Annotated in this window: 20 protein-coding genes; 6 read left to right on the forward strand and 14 right to left on the reverse strand. The window is 65.4% G+C overall.

Going from position 1 to position 17,635, the window contains the following annotated elements; translation table 11 throughout:
- Positions 1-2: 2 nt before the first annotated feature.
- From H7J73_RS15305 to H7J73_RS15330, 6 genes are read right to left on the reverse strand one after another with little or no spacing between them, the layout of a single operon-like run.
- The gene (locus tag H7J73_RS15305) at positions 3-446 is read right to left on the reverse strand and encodes a hypothetical protein (protein WP_264068301.1); all 444 of its coding nucleotides are present in this window, start codon (positions 444-446) and stop codon (positions 3-5) included.
- A complete protein-coding gene (locus H7J73_RS15310; protein ID WP_264068302.1) occupies positions 443-805 on the reverse strand; it encodes a glycerol dehydratase reactivase beta/small subunit family protein in 363 nt (120 codons plus the stop codon). Before H7J73_RS15310 ends, H7J73_RS15305 begins: the two co-directional genes overlap by 4 nt.
- The gene (locus H7J73_RS15315; protein WP_264068303.1) at positions 798-2,672 is read right to left on the reverse strand and encodes a diol dehydratase reactivase subunit alpha; all 1,875 of its coding nucleotides are present in this window, start codon (positions 2,670-2,672) and stop codon (positions 798-800) included. Before H7J73_RS15315 ends, H7J73_RS15310 begins: the two co-directional genes overlap by 8 nt.
- 27 nt (positions 2,673-2,699) lie before the next feature.
- The gene (locus tag H7J73_RS15320) at positions 2,700-3,293 is read right to left on the reverse strand and encodes a propanediol/glycerol family dehydratase medium subunit (RefSeq protein ID WP_264068304.1); all 594 of its coding nucleotides are present in this window, start codon (positions 3,291-3,293) and stop codon (positions 2,700-2,702) included.
- Positions 3,290-5,014 carry a propanediol/glycerol family dehydratase large subunit gene (locus H7J73_RS15325; RefSeq protein ID WP_264068305.1) on the reverse strand — a complete coding sequence of 575 codons (1,725 nt, stop codon included), beginning with the start codon at positions 5,012-5,014 and terminating at the stop codon, positions 3,290-3,292. Before H7J73_RS15325 ends, H7J73_RS15320 begins: the two co-directional genes overlap by 4 nt.
- A 9-nt stretch (positions 5,015-5,023) precedes the next feature.
- A complete protein-coding gene (locus H7J73_RS15330) occupies positions 5,024-5,488 on the reverse strand; it encodes a diol dehydratase small subunit (RefSeq protein ID WP_264068306.1) in 465 nt (154 codons plus the stop codon).
- 344 nt (positions 5,489-5,832) lie between these two features.
- Here H7J73_RS15330 and H7J73_RS15335 point away from each other — a divergent pair, with 344 nt between their 5' ends.
- From H7J73_RS15335 to H7J73_RS15355, 5 genes are all read left to right on the forward strand, one after another.
- Positions 5,833-6,603 carry a (2Fe-2S)-binding protein gene (locus H7J73_RS15335; protein WP_264068307.1) on the forward strand — a complete coding sequence of 257 codons (771 nt, stop codon included), beginning with the start codon at positions 5,833-5,835 and terminating at the stop codon, positions 6,601-6,603.
- A 212-nt stretch (positions 6,604-6,815) separates the two neighbouring features.
- Positions 6,816-7,460 carry a response regulator transcription factor gene (locus H7J73_RS15340; protein ID WP_264068308.1) on the forward strand — a complete coding sequence of 215 codons (645 nt, stop codon included), beginning with the start codon at positions 6,816-6,818 and terminating at the stop codon, positions 7,458-7,460.
- Positions 7,461-7,517: 57 nt separating this feature from the next.
- Positions 7,518-8,156, forward strand: coding sequence for a 5,6-dimethylbenzimidazole synthase (gene bluB / locus H7J73_RS15345; RefSeq protein ID WP_264068309.1), 639 nt, complete (start codon positions 7,518-7,520; stop codon positions 8,154-8,156).
- Entirely contained in the window at positions 8,153-9,289 is a 1,137-nt protein-coding gene (gene cobA / locus H7J73_RS15350) for a uroporphyrinogen-III C-methyltransferase (RefSeq protein ID WP_264068311.1), read from the forward strand. Before bluB ends, cobA begins: the two co-directional genes overlap by 4 nt.
- On the forward strand, positions 9,289-9,840 hold the full coding sequence (locus H7J73_RS15355; protein ID WP_264068312.1) for a histidine phosphatase family protein: 552 nt from the start codon (positions 9,289-9,291) through the stop codon (positions 9,838-9,840). Before cobA ends, H7J73_RS15355 begins: the two co-directional genes overlap by 1 nt.
- Before the next feature lie 4 nt (positions 9,841-9,844).
- On the opposite strand, the gene H7J73_RS15360 is transcribed toward H7J73_RS15355, so the two are convergent.
- From H7J73_RS15360 to H7J73_RS15370, 3 genes are all read right to left on the reverse strand, one after another.
- Complete coding sequence (locus tag H7J73_RS15360) at positions 9,845-10,279, reverse strand: OsmC family peroxiredoxin (protein WP_264068313.1); 435 nt, start codon at positions 10,277-10,279, stop codon at positions 9,845-9,847.
- On the reverse strand, positions 10,276-10,884 hold the full coding sequence (locus H7J73_RS15365) for a cob(I)yrinic acid a,c-diamide adenosyltransferase (protein WP_264068314.1): 609 nt from the start codon (positions 10,882-10,884) through the stop codon (positions 10,276-10,278). Before H7J73_RS15365 ends, H7J73_RS15360 begins: the two co-directional genes overlap by 4 nt.
- 79 nt (positions 10,885-10,963) lie before the next feature.
- Positions 10,964-11,689, reverse strand: coding sequence for an MIP/aquaporin family protein (locus H7J73_RS15370; protein WP_264068315.1), 726 nt, complete (start codon positions 11,687-11,689; stop codon positions 10,964-10,966).
- A 318-nt stretch (positions 11,690-12,007) separates the two neighbouring features.
- Between H7J73_RS15370 and H7J73_RS15375 the strand changes: the two genes are divergently transcribed.
- Entirely contained in the window at positions 12,008-12,406 is a 399-nt protein-coding gene (locus tag H7J73_RS15375) for a GlcG/HbpS family heme-binding protein (protein ID WP_264068317.1), read from the forward strand.
- Here H7J73_RS15375 and cobC read toward each other — a convergent pair.
- From cobC to adh, 5 genes are read right to left on the reverse strand one after another with little or no spacing between them, the layout of a single operon-like run.
- Positions 12,403-13,416: an Rv2231c family histidinol phosphate aminotransferase CobC gene (gene cobC, locus H7J73_RS15380; RefSeq protein WP_264068318.1), complete on the reverse strand. Its 1,014-nt coding sequence runs from the start codon at positions 13,414-13,416 to the stop codon at positions 12,403-12,405. The genes H7J73_RS15375 and cobC overlap by 4 nt on opposite strands.
- The gene (locus H7J73_RS15385; RefSeq protein ID WP_264068319.1) at positions 13,416-14,165 is read right to left on the reverse strand and encodes a 5'-methylthioadenosine/adenosylhomocysteine nucleosidase; all 750 of its coding nucleotides are present in this window, start codon (positions 14,163-14,165) and stop codon (positions 13,416-13,418) included. Before H7J73_RS15385 ends, cobC begins: the two co-directional genes overlap by 1 nt.
- 55 nt (positions 14,166-14,220) lie before the next feature.
- Entirely contained in the window at positions 14,221-15,738 is a 1,518-nt protein-coding gene (glpK, locus tag H7J73_RS15390; RefSeq protein WP_264068321.1) for a glycerol kinase GlpK, read from the reverse strand.
- Positions 15,739-15,765: 27 nt separating this feature from the next.
- Positions 15,766-16,074: a DUF779 domain-containing protein gene (locus tag H7J73_RS15395; RefSeq protein ID WP_308207419.1), complete on the reverse strand. Its 309-nt coding sequence runs from the start codon at positions 16,072-16,074 to the stop codon at positions 15,766-15,768.
- A 26-nt stretch (positions 16,075-16,100) separates the two neighbouring features.
- Positions 16,101-17,624 (reverse strand): aldehyde dehydrogenase, encoded by a 1,524-nt coding sequence (gene adh / locus H7J73_RS15400; protein ID WP_264068323.1) that lies wholly within the window; start codon positions 17,622-17,624, stop codon positions 16,101-16,103.
- Positions 17,625-17,635: the final 11 nt, after the last annotated feature.

A 17,635-nucleotide genomic window follows, 5' to 3' on the forward strand; every position in this document is an offset into this window, starting at 1 on the left:
CGTCACCGGGCACCGGAGGTGCAGGGCTGTTCGGCCCCGCTGGTGTCGTGCAGGTTCGTTTCTGCCAGCTCGATCACCGCGCGCCAGAAATTTTGTCGCTCGACCCGCGTGCGGCCGATCACCACCGCCCGCCATTGTGCGATGAACGGTTCGAAATGGCGATGCTCGTCCAGCAGCTCAGTGGTTTCGGTGACCAGCTCGCAGGGGACCGGATCGGCCGCGTTGAGCGACCGCCAGAGCCGACCGGTGACCCGGATGCGTCGCCGATGCTCGATCAGCGCCGACAGCAGCCAGCGGATCGCGCGGAGTTGTTCGTCGCTGATCCAGCTGGCGTCGGCACAGCTGTTCAGGATTGCCTGCTGCGCTTTGGTGGTCTCGTTGAGTTCGGCGAAGACCCGGACGGCATCGCCGCGCATGCGCGCGCCGGCCTCCTGCTGGTGGCTCACGACAACTCGTCCGTGCGCAGTGGGATTCCCACCACGATGCGGGCCGCATTATGCCCAAGCATACGAGCAACTTTCCGCTCCGCCGGTTCCGCAGTGGACAGCCCGGGAGGAGACTGCGCGAGCTTTTGATGCTGGACCGATACCCGGCCACGGTCATCGATGCCCACCCCTACACTCAGCGACGACCGGCCGGCGGCGAGCCGGCCGAGGGTGTCGGCATCCCCGTCACCGCGCGGCCGTTCGACCACGCACGGCACGCCTTCTTCTTCGATGCCGGCCAGCACCTCGTTCTCTATCGCACCTGCACCGGAACTGAGAACCAGGATTGCCGGCTTGTCCGGCTGTCCGCCCTCAAGCATGAACTGCCGCCGGCACATCCTGCGACGCAAGCGACTCCGCATGGGCCGCAACGAGACCGGATGCGACGGCGTTGCGCGGCCCTTCGGTGCCGCGGACATTACCGGTGCCGCACACGATGCCGAACGGGGCGACGGCATCGGCGATCAGCTCGGGAATCTCGAAGTCGAGTGCGCACCCGCCGAGGAGTACGACGAAGCCGATCTGACGCAGGTCACCGCCGGGTGCAATGGTCCGCAGCGCGCGTAACGCGTTGACCACGAATACGCGGTCCTTGGCCGTCCGGCGCACGGTACGGATCCGCTCCAGCGAATGACGGGTCGGGATCGGGTTCAGCCCGGTCTCCCCCAACGCGACCACCCGCGCGAACGCCGTCGGCGGCAGCGGAGTCTCGAAGAACTGGACGGTACCGTTCTCCAGACGGATGTGAAAGAAGCTCTCCGCCTTGCCCAACGGGCAGCGTTTGATCTCCTCGGCCAGCTCCAGGTTGTCCAGCCCGAGCTCGGCGTCGATCAGTTTGGTGACCAGGTCGCCTGCCCCGGCCAGATGGGTGGCGTCGGTGTGACCGTCGGTGTCGATCACCGCGGCATCGGTCGAGCCGCCACCGAGGTCGAGCACCACCAGCGGCTTGTCGGTTCCCGGAGTGGTCAGCGCGCCCAGGACGGCCATCTCGGCTTCGACGCCACCGACGACCACCGTGACCTTCTCGGCACCGGCTTCACGTAGGTGGGCGGCCACCGCGTCCGCGACGGCCTTCATGCCGCTTTCTTTGGTACGGACCATCGCCGCCAGCGCCACCGCGTTCTCCAAGGCGACCTCGCCTGCAACACCACCCCGAACCTCTTGCGGCACAAGGGTATCGATAGCCAGCAGATCCTGGATCCGGACATCTGCGAGCGCATGCTTGGACAGGTCAGCCATGCTCTGCCGAACGTTGGCGATCATGCCGCCGGTGTTGGTCCCCGCCTCGCCGACGACGTCCACCAACGGACTGACCCGCTGCACCTCGGCCATGATGTCCGCGGCACCCCGCGAGACGTCGACCTTGGCCTTCTTCGTCACGCCGAGCAGCTCCAGCGAGCCGGCGGGGATGGTGCGGTCCTCGACGTCACCCGACGGTGTCCGCACCACGACCGCCGACCGGTTACCCGTGAGGGCCCGCGCGACCGGGGACACCACCTTGGTCTGGTCGGGGTCGAGGCCGAAGATCGTCGCCAGTCCATAGGCGTTGGACAGGGTGCGGATTGACTGACCGGGCCCGGCGACCTCGACAGCGGCCACCATCCCGACCGGCACCAGGTCGATCCGCGACACCTCGTCGATGATGGGGATCTTGATGGTCAGCCGGTTGGCCACCAGCACGGCATCGTCGTTACAGAGGATCGCCCCGGTGACGTCGATGCCCCCCTCGACGGCGGTGTTGATCGCGCGCGCAGTGACATCGAAGTCGGTACCACGCGGCACCAGAACGATAACCGGTGCCCCCGTTTGCGTTTCGGCCAGGGACTCGAAGTCGACGATGGTGCCGACTCCGAGTCCCCGACCACCGGGCGTCCGGGGATCGTGACCGATCATGGTCGACTCGGTGATGATGGTCTCGGTGATGGTCTCCATCGCCAACCCACTGATCACCGGGGTCGCCTCGTTAAGCAGGATCAGGTCGAGGTCGGCCAACTGCATGCCGGCACCCTCGAGTGCCCACATCACCGACTTCGCGACACCATCGACATTCTTGACGGTGCCCTTGATACCCGTCGTGCGCGTCAACGCAGCGCCGACATACTCGACCGACCCGTCAGAGTCGATGGTGGCCAGACTGGCCTCCGTGGTGGAGTTGCCGATATCGACCCCGACGACCGTCCGATTCACCCGTGTCAACTCGTTTCTATCGTCTGATCAGACCGCTGCCGCGGAGAACTCGGGGATCACCTCGACGGCCTTCGCCCCCTTGCGCACCAGTTCGGTCTCCTTCAGGTGCAGGAGAGCCGCCTTGGCCTGCCACCGGGGGCGGGCCATCTGGTCGTTGAGGGTCGGAACCGGCTCCGGCGATTCACCTTTGGCGTACTGAGCGGCATTCGAGCCGATGCTGCGGTAGGTCTCCAGAGTCAGCAACGGGCACTGCGGGAACAGCTCAAGGCTCGACAGTCGCGGTAGGTCACGCTGGTGAATCATCGACGTGCCACGGGCCAGGATGCCGATACCGATGCCCGATCCCGACAGCTTGGCCGCCGTGTGCGCCATCAGCGCCAGGTCGGCGCTGTTCTGGATACGGATGATCCGGGCGCTGACTTCCTGCTCCTCGATACCCGCGAGGATCTGGCGGATGACCTCCGAGTGCGGGATGTCGACGATGGTCTGATTGAAGAGACTCCCGAATGCCGGCGAGATCGCAACCACCACCTCGTCGGGTCGCTTGCCACGTTCCGCCGGGCCGATCTCGCGCAGCGAGAGCGTCCGCTTGCCGTCTTCCGTATTGGTCGACACGGTCATTCCACCTCCACCTCAGGGTTGGATGCGCTCGTCACGTGGCGCAGCTTCTTCATTTCTTCCCAGCGTGCGCCCGACGGCCGATAGCCGGTACCGGGGCCGGCGTAGTCATTCGAGTCGTTGACGGCAGACAGCGGCTGAAGGTCCTTTGTCATGATCGCCGACGTCTGGAGCAAGTCACCCGAAACACGCTGGCGCAGAACGGCAAGCAAGTTCTCGGCGATATCGGAGAATCCGGTCGCCTCCAACGCCTTGACCAGGTCCAGGCCGGTGACGTTGCGGTCCATCACCTGCTGCGCGCCCTTGAGGTCCTCCAGCACATCCCGTGGGATCAGTTCCTTGCTGCCGTTGGCGTACACCGCGGTGTCGATCTCCGCATCGGTGATGGGCGGCAGATCCAGGTACCGGAACACCGCCTGCAGAGCCTTGCCCGCACGGGTACGGACCGCCAGGATGTCGGATTCCTTCACATGCCGCAGCCCACCGTCGATCTGCAGATCTCGCTGGATGGTGTTGAAGTCGTCGTAGTCGTCGCTCTCCAGATTCGAGCCCGCAAACATGTTGTCGTAGTTCGGCATCGTGGAGTAACCCGAGCAGACGAAATCCGTTCCCGGCATCATCTGCGGCATCAGACGCGCCGTCCGGCGCATTGCGGAGTGGGAGAACGACTGGTCGTTGCCCGAGGCGCATTCGAGGTCCACCGAAGACGCGATCAGATTCTCGGCCGCGACCGCACGAATCCCTGCCGGCACTGCGCCGGGAACGCCGATACACGAGATCGAACCGTTCTGCAGGCCCTGCACACCGGCGCCCTTGGCGACCAGGATGCACCGAATCTCCAGGTACAGCATGGACTTTCCCTGCGCATTACCCATCTGCACCTCGGAACCGGTACCCGAGGTGAAGCGCATCTTGATGCCACGTGAGGCGTAAGCCCCGGCCAGGAACGCCTTCGACCACGGCGTATCGTCACCGTCGACGAAAACCGGCTCGGTGCCATAGACCGAGATCGTCTCGGCGTAACCCGTGATGCCGCGCATACCGAGGTCGAGCTCTGTCGCTTCCTCCAGGGCGCACTGCGTCAGTGGGCCGCCGGTGCCCACCTGGCTGCCGATCTGCTGCGCCATCGCGACCAGCGGTGCATAGCGCACCACGCCCAAAGTTGTTTCCACTTCTGAGAATCCGCGGATCGATGCCTCTGCCGCGTCGCAAGCCACCTGGAGCGGGTTGTCCCTGGCGCTGGTGCAGTGCCCCTGGTTCGCCGGCGTGCGCCGGGCCCGCATCTTCTGCATGCCCATCATGATCTCGACGATGTTCAGGTTCTTGGCGACCGCGAGCAGCTTGGCGGGCGTGAGTCCATTGGTGACCGCGATGACCTCTTGGCGGGTCACCGCCGGGTCGACCAGCATGCGGGCAATTTCCTGCGCCGAAAGCGCCATCGACTGCTCGGTGGTCTCGGCGTCGATAGCCTTGTCGGCGATGAACTGATCGATGAAGTCGAAGTCGGCGCGGGCGACCCCGTCCATCTCGACGATGACCCCGTTCTCGACACGCACGCTTGGCTGGGGATCGAAGTCGCTGTCCATCGCGACCATGCCCACCTCGGGCCACTCCTCGACAAAACCGTCGAGGTTGACCGGCCGGTCTTCCAGGATCTGGGTCCGAAGTGAATGACGGACGCCATTACCCGAAGCGCCTGCCTTCTGAATTGCCTCTGCTGTCATAGCTCTCTCCTATTCGCTTTCCGCGAGAATGTCGCGTCGCTCATAAACTTCGGCTGCCTCACGCACCAGTTCGGCGAGTAATGTCGCGCTGTACTGCGTTTCCAATTCCTCGGCGATCGCTTCGAGTTCAGCCTTGGTCGACGCATTCGGGCGCAGGGAGTTGTAGATCTCCAGCACTCGCGAATCACTGATCGCGACCATCTCCGCCGCCCGCCGCAGGTTGGCGCCCAATTGTTTACGCCCGGCCTTTTCCGAGACCTGCGCCTGCAGCCGGAGAGTGTCGGGTGTGATGCGTAGATCGGTGGCCTGAACATGGCCGGAAACGACGGCTTCCAGAGTGATCTCGTCGATCGATTTCCCGGTGGGCGTGAATAGCAGATCCTTGCGGTGGACACTCAGCGGATAGTCCACCGCGGGATCGAGGGTCGGTTGCGTCATGCACTGCTCCAAGAGGTGAGGGGTGATCAGCGTCACCCAACGTCCACATACGTGACACGGTTGGTCGCGCGTGGCCCAATTGTGTCTCGTATCACGTTGCAGGAACGTTGCAGCGAAACCGCTACCCAAAAGGGCAGGTGAGGACGTCCGATCGGGTGGGCGAGGCCGGCCGTTCGGAGAGGGTTGCAGAACATTGCCGAGCTCCGACGCGGCTCGAGCGCCGCGCGCCCGGGACCTCGGTAGCCCCGCCCTGAAGCCGATTTCGTACTTCACACCTGGGCTTCACACCTGGGCTTGGCCCCACCGTTCGGTGGGGAATCGGACTGATCACCGCAGTCCCGCCGCCTTGCGCGCGGCCGCGAAGTTAGCGTGAAAACATCATGGACGACATCGCAGCGGCACCGTGCGGGACTTCTGTTCCGCTCGACGGCCCCCGGCTGCTAGCCAGTACCGCCGAAATCGGCGAATACTTTTCGCTTCCACGTGTCGAAGACGACACGTGGCGGCCGCTGGCGCAGTTATTCGATGACGCGACACTCAAGGATTATGTCGAGCGGACAAGACTCGCCATCGCCACTTCGTCGCACTGCGAGCCCGACGATATTTCGACGAAATTGGCTGCCTCATCATTTCAGCTCGGAATCGCGGCGCGACTGCTGTCGCCGGTAGTGGGGGCGGCAGCATGCTTCGGCGCCGTGCCAATTCTGGATAACCGATCTCTGGTATGGCGACCCACCTCTCGACATCATGCGCAGTTCGCGGTCACCGAGGTGAATTGGGTTCGGGCAGCCAATCCAGAACGGGCTGCCGCCCTGATCTCCGAATCCGTGATGAATGGCGTCCTCGGTCTACTCAACAGCAGGCTCAAGGCGCTGGTGTCACTGTCACCCCAGGTGGCGTGGGGCAATGTCATCTCGTCCGCGAACGGTGCGGTAACCGTGCTGGCGATATCCCGTCCGGAGCATGAGGACGCCGGGCGGGCACTGGTGCGGGCACTGCTGCGCATCGAACCATTGGTCGAGACCGGCGACTTCGAAGGCGGCACGTTCGTCCGCCGGAGCTGCTGCCTGTTCTACCAAGCTCCCCGGTCAGGGCTCTGCGGCGACTGTGTTTTGACCATGTCAGGCGGGTCACAACGAATCGGGCGGTGAGGAGTTCATCGCTTTGCAACGTTGCTGCAACGCACCCCGAGATAACATTCGCCCCGCTGACCGGCAGGACGGAGTCAATCATGGGTTGGTCACAAACGCGCTACGCACCGGCTCACATCGGTCTACGGGGTGCAGAACCGGTTCACTCTCGCGGAATCGCCGACATACGAGGAACTTTCGTCAACGCACCACGGCTGCGCACAGTATTCGTGATGAATGACGAGCTACTGCGTCACGGGCTCATGCACGTGGTGTCACAGGCCAATGGTGTCGAGTTCGTCGGCGATCTGCAACACGGCAACGGGCTGACCGATCGCCTCCGCGCTCTGCGACCGGAGCTACTCGTGGTTGGACTCGAGCCCGGCGTGTCGTTGTCAGGACTGCTGGCCGGACTCGATCCCGCGCCCAAAGTCGTCGTGGTCGTCGACGGGGAAGACGCCTCTGCGCGGTCCCTGGAGCTGATCCAGGCCGGCGCGGACGCTCTGGTCGATCGCAGGTCGCCGTCGACCGACCTGCTCAACACCGTGCTGCGGGTGATGAACGGTCAGACAGCGCTGGATGCGCGCAGCGCCAACGCACTCATCGCCGAGCTACGTTCACAACGAACCGAATCCCCCACCGACTATTCTCGGCTGTTGACCCGACGGGAACGGGAAGTGTTGAGTCTGCTCACCGACGGGCTGGACAATCGGGCAATCGCGACGAAGCTGTTCATTTCCGAGGCAACCGTGAAGTTCCATCTGCACAACATCATGGACAAGTTCGGCGTACACAAGCGCGCTGCGCTGGTCTCGGCGGCACTGCGCGGCAACCGCGGTGGAACGGATGGCTACGCGTCCGCTATCCGCAATGGGTGATCGCCGTCGGCAGTATGCCGTCGACGATGGCTCTGCACACCTGACCGGAGGTCAGCAATGACATCAGCAGGACTGTACGACGTCATCGGCCGACGCCGCGACGTCCGCGCCGAGTTCACCGGTGATCCGGTCGACCCTGCGGTACTCAACCGCATCCTCGAAGCTGCGCATACCGCCCCGAGTGTGGGCATGAGCCAGCCGTGGGACTTCGTCCTGATCTCCGATCGCGACACCAGAGCTGCGTTTCACGCCCACGTCATGGCAGAACGCAGGGTCTTCGCCGAGTCGTTGACCGGCGAGCGCGCCGAGACCTTCGACACGATCAAGATCGAGGGGATCCTCGACTCGACCATCGGCATCGTGGTCACCTACGACCACCTGCGCGCCGGTCCGGCAGTGCTCGGCAGACACACCAACTCCGATGCCGGGCTCTACTCGGTCTGCCTGGCGATCGAGAACCTTTGGCTGGCAGCCACCGCCGAGGGGCTCGGCGTCGGCTGGGTGTCGTTCTTCCGGGAACCGTTCCTGCAGGAACTCCTCGACATCCCACCGGCGATCCGCCCCATCGCCTGGCTCTGCGTCGGCCCGGTGACGTCGTTACAGCACACCCCGGACCTTCAGCGCCACGGATGGCGTTGTCCGGCACCGCTGTCCAGCGTCGTGCATTACGAACACTACGACAGCACGCGCTCATGACAGACTCGATTTCGGTCCAGCTGCCAGTGCGCGGTCGACCGGTGACCGTCGCCGGATCGAGCGGGCGCGCGATGAGTGCCACCGGCTCGTTGATCCGGGCCGGCGCGACGGTCACCGTCATCTCCCCCGACCCGACCCCGTACCTGAGCGACCTGGCTGATCGCGGCCTGATCACGATCCGCGAACGCGAATTCGCCTCAGCCGATATCGACTCGGCTGCACTGGTTTTCGCGTGCACAGGGATCGAAGCGCAGGATATGTCGATCGCCGAGGCCGCTGCTGCGCACGGCGTGTTCTGCATCAGCGACGACCCGGCGGACGTCGCGCCGCCGGCGCTCCGTAACGGCCATCCACGTAGCGGACGGGTGATCCTGGTCGGCGGCGGCCCCGGCAATCCGGGCTTGCTGACGGTCGCCGGTCGCGACGCCATCGCCGGCGCCGACGTGATCGTGACGGACCGCCTCGCACCGGTCGCGGTGCTCAGCGAGCTCGCACCGCACGCGCAGATCATCGACGCCTCGAAGATTCCCGGCGGGCGCCGGGTGGAGCAGAGCGAGATCAACTCGATGTTGATCAGCCATGCCCTGGCAGGCAAGACCGTGATCCGACTCAAGGGCGGTGACGGTTTTGTCTTCGGTCGCGGCGGTGAAGAAGTCGACGAGTGCGTGCGCGCGGGTATCGCCGTCGACGTCATCCCCGGTGTCAGCTCGGCCATCGCCGCACCGGCTTCGGCGATGATCCCCGCCACGCATCGCGGCCTCACCCAGGGATTCACGGTGATCTCGGGCCACGTCCCACCCGAGCATCCGGAATCCGGGGTCAACTACGCCGCACTGGCACAGGCGAATACGACGATCATCCTGATGATGGCCGTCGCGAATCTCGATGCCATCACCGAAGCCCTGATGGGCGGCGGAATGGACAGCGACACCCCGGCCGCGGTCATCGCCGACGGCAGCCTGCCCAGTCAGCGCGAGATCCGGGCCACGATCGCCACGATCGCCGCCGCTGCCCGAGCGGCCGATATCGGTCCCCCGGCGACCACGATCATCGGAGCTGTTGCGGGTTTCGTGCCTGGGCATGCGATACGACAGCTGCAGGCAAGCGGGGCGCCGAGGGTTAATGTCGGCTGATGGAATTGGTCGGCGGCCGGCGAAGCCACCGCATATGGGTGGTGCGACACGGTGAATCGACGTGGAACGCCGAGGGCCGGATGCAACGTCAGGTTGCCCACCCCCCGCTGACTGCACGTGGCACCACCCAGGCCTACGCCGCGGGTTATGCACTGCAGCACAAGCAGATTCGACGTGTCATCAGCTCAGATGCAGTGCGGGCCACCCAGACCGCGCAGGCGATGGCGACGGTTCTCGGCGTCGAGGTAGTGGTGGACAACCGCCTCCGAGAGCGCGGCTTCGTCGCCGGTCGCCTGGTCGACGCGCGAACATCCGGACGCGAGCACCTGGAGGACCCGACTGAACGGGTGCGTTCGGCGCTGCTCGACATCGCGTCGATGCCCGGTCCGACTGCGGTGGTCACTCACGGTGACATTGTGTGCGCGATCCTCGACATGCTCGGGGCGCGTGATGCAACCACCAGCCAATGGGCAACCGGCACAGACGTTCCCAACGGGGCGGCCGTCGAGCTCAGCCTGCGCAAACTGCGCGGGCCGGCCGATCTCGTCTGACGGCTCAGGTGCTCAGTGCCGCATCGACGGTGACCGGGACACTCGAGAGCGCCCGACCGATCGGGCACACCGATGATGCGGTGGCGGCGAGCTGCACGAACTTCTCGTTGGTGGCGTTGACCCCACGGCCGCGGACGATCAGCGCGATATCGGCGATGCCGAAATCGACCTCGGGGCCGCCCTGGGTGACCACCGCCTCGACGTGCAGAACAGGGCTTTCCTCAAGTCCGGGATCGAGCAGAGCGGACAGTTGCATGGCGTAGCACGAGGCGTAGGCAGCGGCCAAGAGCTCCTCCGGCGAGGTGGTCGTCGCCGCGTCCGCCGCCCGCGTTGCCAACGAATAGTCGAAGGTCGCCTGTCCGGAGGACGTCAAGGCGATCGACCCGGCACCGCCGACCAACGATCCCTGCCATTGCGCGGTTGCCACCCGAGTGCTCATGTTCGTCCTGTCTCCTGGGTTCGGTCTGATGGCGGCGCCGACCGGTCGCCACCGGGACGCCAGAGCACATCGCCGTCCGGATTCTCATAACGCGCCACGATGAACAGCAGATCCGACAGGCGGTTCAGATAACGCAGTGCGCAGTCGTTGACCGGAGCCGTCTCGGCCAGACACCAGGCGCTGCGTTCCGCCCGACGTGCCACGGTCCGGGCGTGGTGCAGATGCGCGGCGGCGAGGGTACCCCCGGGCAGGATGAAACTGGCCAGCTTGGGCAACGCCGCATTGAACTCGTCGCACCACGATTCCAGCTGTGTCACTTGTTTTTCGGTGACCCGAAGCGGTTCGTACTCGCTGACTTCTGCCACCGGGGTGCACAGATCGGCGCCGACGTCGAACAGGTCGTTCTGGATGACACCCAGCACCTCGGTGGTCCGGGCGCTCACCCCGCCCGCCGCAATCGCGATGCCGATGATGGCGTTGGTCTCGTCGCAGTCGGCATAGGCGCCGACCCGCACATCCGACTTGGCAACTCGGGACATATCGCCCAGGGCGGTGGTGCCCTGGTCGCCGGTGCGGGTGTAGATCCGGGTCAGATGAACGGCCATGACCCACTGCCCGGTCGTCGTGTCCAGGCCCGCAGCGCCAGGACGGCCGGCCACATCAGGGCGACAGCGAAGTGGATGCTCACGATGACGCGACCACGGGCAGGATCTGCGCGAGACCCGCGGCCAACGTCGCGCCGATCAGCGGAGCCACGATGGGAACCCACGAGTAACTCCAGCCGGGGTCGGCCTTGCCCTTGATGGGCAGCAGCGCATAGGCGAGGCGAGGACCGAGGTCACGGGCGGGGTTCACGGCGTAGCCCGTCGGTCCGCCGAGTGCAAAGCCGATCGTGATGATGACGAAGGTGACGCCGGCGTAGCCGAGGGCCTCGTTGGCGGGCGGGTTCACCAACACCCACAGGATCAGTACGAACGTCGCGATGGCCTCGGTCACCATGTTCCAGGGGGCGTTGCGGATGGCCGGCGAGGTGCAGAAGATTCCGCGGGTCCCCGAGTTGTCCTCCATGGCGTCGAACTGCAGCTTGAACGCCGCCCACGCCAGCCAGGCGCCGACGAAACCGCCGAGGAGCTGTGCGGCCCAGTACACCGGGACCGACGACCACGGAACGCCACCGGAGATGGCCACCGCCAGTGTCACGGCCGGGTTGATGTGACCGCCGGAAGGCGCAGCGACGCTGGCGCCGGCGAAGACGCCGAAGCCCCAGCCGAGAACGATGACGATCCAGTCGCCACCACCACCGTGGGAGAACGAATTCTTCAGCACCACCGCGGCCACTGAGCCGTTACCGAGGAGACAAAGTACCGCCGTACCGAGGAACTCCCAGATGAAGATGTCGATATTCGACACTGACCACAACCTCTCTGATGGGCGGTTTTGACGGCCGTAGCTTGACGCCTGTTGGCATAGGTCGGCCACCGCCGACATGCGTTCTCAGTCTTTCGTCCGCCGCCGTTTCGCGGATGGTTATCCGGACGTCCCGGCCAATTACTGATCCAGAGGTGAGCTTTTTGGATAGGCTCGAGGCTCACCAGGGCCACGCCCTAGACAAGACGGCGCCAAAACGTAGCCTAGTTTGAGGGCAGGGATCTATCATCGCTCCTGGCCAGCGACTCTGGCTGTGACCCCAAATCTCTTGCAGCAAGCACCCATTCGAAAGGTTCGACGATGAGTTGCATTTCCTTGCCCACCGCCAAGTCCGTGATCGAGGCCGCGACCGCGAAGGCGCAGGAAATCGGGCAGCCGATGAACATCGCGGTGGTCGACGACGGCGGTCACCTGGTGGCGTTCGTCCGGATGGATGGTGCGATCAAGGCCAGCATCGATATCTCGATTCGCAAGGCGCGTACCTCGATTCTGATGAATGCGCCGACGGGCGCGCTGATGCCACTGGTCCAGCCGGGCGCCGAGCTGTACGGCCTTGAGCAGACTTCAGGGGGCATGGTGATCTTCGGTGGCGGTATCCCCCTGACGGTCGACGGTGTCGTGGTAGGGGCGATCGGAGTCAGCGCGGGCAGCGTCGAGCAGGACTGCACTGTTGCGCAGGCAGGCGTCGACGCTCTCTAACCGGCAGTGATGGCGTCGACAAGGACGGGCCACTCCGGCCGGACGGCGGCTCTCAGGTAAGGCCCATCCAGACCGACGAATGTGTCGCAACGGCGTACCGCAATTCGCTTCGCAGCCAGACGTTTCCGCGTCGCCTCGGCATCGGGGACGGTGAACAGCACAAACGGCGCGACGCCATCGGTGACCGTGATACCCACCGACCGTAATCCGGCCACCATCTCGCTGCGCACCTGCCCGACCCGCGTCGCAGCGGCCTGTGCCTCGGCGATCGCCTCCGGTGCACAGCACGCCGCGATGGCCTCCATCTGCAGTGTCCCGACCGGCCAGTGCGGCCGCTGCGACGTCAGCCGGGCCAGCAGCGCCGGCGCTGCGAGCGCATAGCCGACCCGCAGACCGGCCAATGCCCAAGTCTTGGTGAGGCTGCGTAACACGAGCACGTCGTCGAGGTCACCGTAGGCATCGCCGGCCACCGATTCTGGTTCGCCGGGGACCGCATCGGCGAAAGCCTCGTCAACGACCACAATCCGCCCGGGCCGCCGCAGGGCGAGAATCTGCTCGCGCGGATGAAGAACCGAGGTTGGATTCGTGGGATTGCCGACGATGACCAGATCCGCTTCCTCGGGCACGGCGGCATCGACCAGCTCGAACGGATCCGGCAGCGTCACATGACTTATCGGGATCCCGGCCGCGGTGAGGACCGCGTCGGGCTCGGTGAACGACGGCGCGATCAGTGCGGCGAGCCGGGGCCGCAGGTTCGGCAACAGCGCGAATCCTTCGGCGCCACCGGCGAGGAGGAGCACTTCGTCGACGGCGCGGCCGTGTCGGGCGGCAACCGCTGCGACGGCACGCCGGTGGTCGTCCCCGCCCGGGTAGCGGCCGAGGTCGGCCAGGCGGGCGGCCAACCGCTCGATGAGCCACGGCGGCGGCGCCGCGGCGCGAACGTTGACGGCGAAATCGACCATGCCCGGCGTCGCCGCCTGGTCACCGTGGTAGCGCGAGGGCAGGTGCATCACAGCACGGGAAGGAGCTGTCGGACGAGGCCCGCCGAGACCGCCGCGACGCCCTCGGCGAATGCGCCGAAATCGACCGCGGAATCACGACCGGCCAGGTCCGACAGTGCGCGGATGATCACCCATGGCACCCCGAACACTTCGCAGACCTGGGCTACCGCACCACCTTCCATCTCGATCGCGAGGGCAGCGGTGTCGCGGTGTAGCCGATCTCTGGTGCTTTCACAGTGCAGGTACTGATCGCCGGTCAGCACAGTGCCGTACGCGATGTGCGGTGGGCGGTCCCGGCCGCCGGCCGCCGCCGCCAGCGACGGCAACGTCACGACGTCGAGGTGGGCCCTTATCCGCGCGAGGATGTCGGGGGCCATGCGGTAACCGAGCTCATCGGTCGGGTTGATGAACGCGACGTGCCCGGCCTGGTACATGAGCAACTGCTCATTCTCGATGCGTCCGACGTCATGCTGGATCACCCGGTCGGCGATCACGACGTCGCCGATGTGCAGGGCCGGGTCGAGACCGCCGGCGACACCCGACAACACGATGACACGGCAGCCGAACCTCTGCGCCAACAGCGTTGTCACGATGCCGGCGTTGACTTTTCCCATTCCGGCGCCGACCAGCACGACCTGGTGGCCGTCGAGCACACCCTCGTCGAACCGCAGCCGGGCCACCTCGACCGTGGTCACGTCGGTCAGCACGTCGCGCAGGTGGGCCAGTTCCTCCGGGATGGCGCAGATCAGCCCGATCATGCGAGGTGGGCGTGCTCAGTGGCGGTGAGCGCTACTGAGCACGCCGAAATCGCGATCAGGAGACGTCGACCCAGTCCAGCGTCCGCTGGACGGCTTTCTGCCAGCCTGCGTAGCCTTCGGCCCGCTTCTCCTCGGACCAGGTCGGTGTCCAGCGCTTGTCCTCCTGCCAGTTCGCCCGCAGATCATCGGGGCTGCCCCAGAAGCCGACCGCCAGCCCCGCCGCATAGGCCGCACCGAGGGCAGTCGTCTCCGCCACAACCGGTTTCACCACGTCGACACCGAAGACGTCGGCCTGGATCTGCATGCACAGGTCATTGGCGGTGATACCCCCGTCGACCTTCAAGACTTCCAGGTGCACACCGGAGTCTCGCTCCATCGCGTCGACGACATCGCGGCTCTGGTAGCAGATCGCCTCCAGAGTGGCGCGCGCCACGTGCGCGTTGGTGTTGAACCGTGACAGCCCGACGATCGCGCCGCGGGCGTCCGAGCGCCAGTACGGCGCGAACAGCCCCGAGAACGCGGGCACGAAGTACACACCGCCGTTGTCCTCCACCTGCCGGGCCAGCGACTCGCTCTGCGCGGCGCCGCTGATGATGCCCAACTGATCCCGCAGCCACTGCACGGCCGACCCCGTCACCGCGATCGAACCTTCAAGGGCGTAAACGGGTTTCGCGTCACCGAACTGGTAGCAGACCGTGGTCAGCAACCCGTTCTCCGAGCGGACGATCTTCTCACCGGTGTTGAGCAACAGGAAGTTACCGGTGCCGTAGGTGTTCTTCGCCTCGCCGGGGGCCAGGCAGACCTGTCCGACCATCGCGGCCTGCTGGTCACCGAGAATGCCGGTCACCGGCACCTCGCCACCGAGCGGGCCGGTCGCCAGCGTCACGCCGTAGGGTTCCGGTGATGACGACGGTTTGATCGTCGGCAGCATCTGACGCGGAATGTTGAAGAACGACAACAGTTCGTCGTCCCAGTCAAGGGTCTCCAGATCCATCAGCATGGTGCGACTGGCGTTGGTGACGTCGGTGACGTGCACGCCGCCGCGAGGTCCGCCGGTCAGATTCCACACCACCCAGCTGTCGCTGTTGCCGAAGATCGCGTCACCGCGTTCCGCGGCTTCGCGGACCCCGTCGACGTTCTCCAGGATCCACTGCACCTTGCCCGCGGAGAAGTAGGTGGCGGGTGGCAGCCCGGCTTTCCGGCGGATGACGTCACCACGGCCGTCCCGGTCCAGCGCTGACGCGATCCGGTCGGTCCGGGTGTCCTGCCAGACGATGGCGTTGTAATACGGCCGGCCGGTCTTCTTGTTCCAGACCAGCGCGGTCTCACGCTGATTGGTGATACCCAGTGCCGCAAGGTCGCTCGGCTGCAGATTGGTGTCGTTGAGGACCGAGGTCAGCACCGACGAGGTGCGCTCCCAGATCTCCACCGGGCTGTGTTCGACCCAGCCGGCCTGCGGCAGGATCTGCTCGTGCTCTAACTGATGACGGCCCACTTCGGCGCCGGCATGATCGAAGACCATGGCGCGGGTACTCGTGGTGCCCTGATCGATGGATACGACAAAATCAGCCACATTGCTCCTTTGACGAGTGGAACTCACTTAGCGCACCGGGCAGGCCTCGACCACGTCGGCCACGACGCTTGAACCGGTATTCGGGATTCGTCCGCCGCGCTCGAACGCTACACCCGCCTGCGCTCCCGTCACAGGCGTTTGTGCCTGCAACGGCTCCGATTTCCGTTTCGGTGAAGGCCCGCCCCCCGTCAGAAAGCGCACATCCGCCGGCGAGGACCTATCGCAGCAGCCGCCGGACTGGTGAAACATCAAGGCGCCGTGACGCTCTTGTGATGTCGTCAGCAGTTCGACGGCCGCTGCGGTGATCAACGCCCGGGATGGGGCATCAGGTATCAATGGGATCTGCTATCCCTGGCGCGCGATCAGAAAAAGCCTTGCGCCTTGTTGCTGTAGGAGACGAGCAGGTTCTTGGTCTGCTGGTAGTGATCCAGCATCATCTTGTGGTTTTCGCGACCGATACCGGACTGCTTGTAACCGCCGAACGCGGCGTGCGCCGGGTACTGGTGGTAGCAGTTCGTCCACACACGCCCGGCCTTGATATCACGGCCGGCCCGATAGGCGGTGTTGCCGTCACGGCTCCACACCCCGGCCCCGAGGCCGTAGAGGGTGTCGTTGGCGATCGACATCGCATCGTCGTAATCGGTGAACGACGTCACCGCGACAACGGGTCCGAAGATCTCCTCCTGGAACACCCGCATCTTGTTGTGGCCGGTGAAAATCGTTGGCGCAACATAGTATCCGCCGTTGAGGTCGCCGCCGAGCTGCGTGCGCTCACCGCCGGTGACCACCTGCGCACCCTCGCTCTTGCCGATCTCGATGTAGGACAGGATCTTCTCCAGCTGGTCGTTGGAGGCCTGTGCGCCGATCATCGTCTCGGTGTCCAGCGGATCGCCCTGCCGGACAGCCTTGGTGCGGATCGCGGCCTGGGCGAGGAACTCGTCGTAGATATCGGCCTGGATCAGCGAGCGCGACGGGCACGTGCAGACCTCGCCCTGGTTCAGGGCGAACATCGTGAAGCCCTCGAGGGCCTTGTCCTGGTAGTCGTCGACCGCGGCCATCACGTCGTTGAAGAAGATGTTGGGGCTCTTGCCGCCGAGTTCCAGGGTGACCGGGATCAGGTTCTGGCTGGCGTACTGCATGATCAGCCGACCGGTCGTGGTCTCACCGGTGAAGGCGATCTTGGCGATCCGGTTGCTCGACGCCAGCGGCTTACCGGCCTCGACGCCGAACCCGTTGACGATGTTCAGCACGCCCGCGGGCAGCAGATCGCCGATCACCGAGATCAGGTAGAGGATCGATGCCGGGGTTTGCTCGGCGGGCTTGAGGACGATGGCGTTGCCGGCGGCCAGCGCGGGCGCCACCTTCCAGACCGCCATCAGGATCGGGAAGTTCCACGGGATGATCTGACCGACGACGCCGAGCGGCTCGTGGAAGTGATAGGCGACGGTGTCGTCGTCGATCTGGCTCAGTGAACCTTCCTGCGCGCGGATGGCTCCGGCGAAGTAGCGGAAGTGGTCGACCGCCAGCGGGATGTCGGCGTTGAGGGTTTCGCGGACCGGCTTGCCGTTGTCCCAGGACTCGGCAACGGCGATCGACTCGAGGTTCTCCTCGATGCGGTCGGCGATCTTGTTCAGGATGATCGCGCGCTCGGCGGGCGAGGTCTTACCCCAAGCCGGGGCAGCCGCGTGGGCGGCGTCGAGCGCCTTCTCGATATCGGACTCGTCGGACCGGGCCACCTCACAGAAGACCTCGCCGGTGACCGGGGTGGGGTTCTCGAAGTATTTACCGGCGGTGGGCGCCACCCATTCGCCGCCGATGTAGTTCTCGTAGCGCGGCTGGAAAGACATCACGGAGCCTTCAGCGCCGGGACGCGCGTAAACAGTCATGGGAAAACCTC

Origin of the sequence: Mycolicibacterium komossense, assembly GCF_025822605.1 — a bacterium.
Classification (GTDB): Bacteria; Actinomycetota; Actinomycetes; order Mycobacteriales; family Mycobacteriaceae; genus Mycobacterium; species Mycobacterium komossense.

Bases quoted from the DNA above. Each gene is read 5' to 3' on its own strand.
- H7J73_RS15385 (WP_264068319.1), bottom strand. From the start codon at position 14,165: ATGATCGGGCTGATCTGCGCCATCCCGGAGGAACTGGCCCACCTGCGC.
- H7J73_RS15375 (WP_264068317.1), top strand. From the start codon at position 12,008: ATGAGTTGCATTTCCTTGCCCACCGCCAAGTCCGTGATCGAGGCCGCG.
- H7J73_RS15310 (WP_264068302.1), bottom strand. From the start codon at position 805: ATGCTTGAGGGCGGACAGCCGGACAAGCCGGCAATCCTGGTTCTCAGT.
- cobA (WP_264068311.1), top strand. From the start codon at position 8,153: ATGACAGACTCGATTTCGGTCCAGCTGCCAGTGCGCGGTCGACCGGTG.
- adh (WP_264068323.1), bottom strand. From the start codon at position 17,624: ATGACTGTTTACGCGCGTCCCGGCGCTGAAGGCTCCGTGATGTCTTTC.
- cobC (WP_264068318.1), bottom strand. From the start codon at position 13,416: ATGCACCTGCCCTCGCGCTACCACGGTGACCAGGCGGCGACGCCGGGC.
- H7J73_RS15355 (WP_264068312.1), top strand. From the start codon at position 9,289: ATGGAATTGGTCGGCGGCCGGCGAAGCCACCGCATATGGGTGGTGCGA.
- H7J73_RS15365 (WP_264068314.1), bottom strand. From the start codon at position 10,884: ATGGCCGTTCATCTGACCCGGATCTACACCCGCACCGGCGACCAGGGC.
- H7J73_RS15320 (WP_264068304.1), bottom strand. From the start codon at position 3,293: ATGACCGTGTCGACCAATACGGAAGACGGCAAGCGGACGCTCTCGCTG.
- H7J73_RS15340 (WP_264068308.1), top strand. From the start codon at position 6,816: ATGAATGACGAGCTACTGCGTCACGGGCTCATGCACGTGGTGTCACAG.
- H7J73_RS15335 (WP_264068307.1), top strand. From the start codon at position 5,833: ATGGACGACATCGCAGCGGCACCGTGCGGGACTTCTGTTCCGCTCGAC.
- H7J73_RS15325 (WP_264068305.1), bottom strand. From the start codon at position 5,014: ATGACAGCAGAGGCAATTCAGAAGGCAGGCGCTTCGGGTAATGGCGTC.
- H7J73_RS15360 (WP_264068313.1), bottom strand. From the start codon at position 10,279: ATGAGCACTCGGGTGGCAACCGCGCAATGGCAGGGATCGTTGGTCGGC.
- bluB (WP_264068309.1), top strand. From the start codon at position 7,518: ATGACATCAGCAGGACTGTACGACGTCATCGGCCGACGCCGCGACGTC.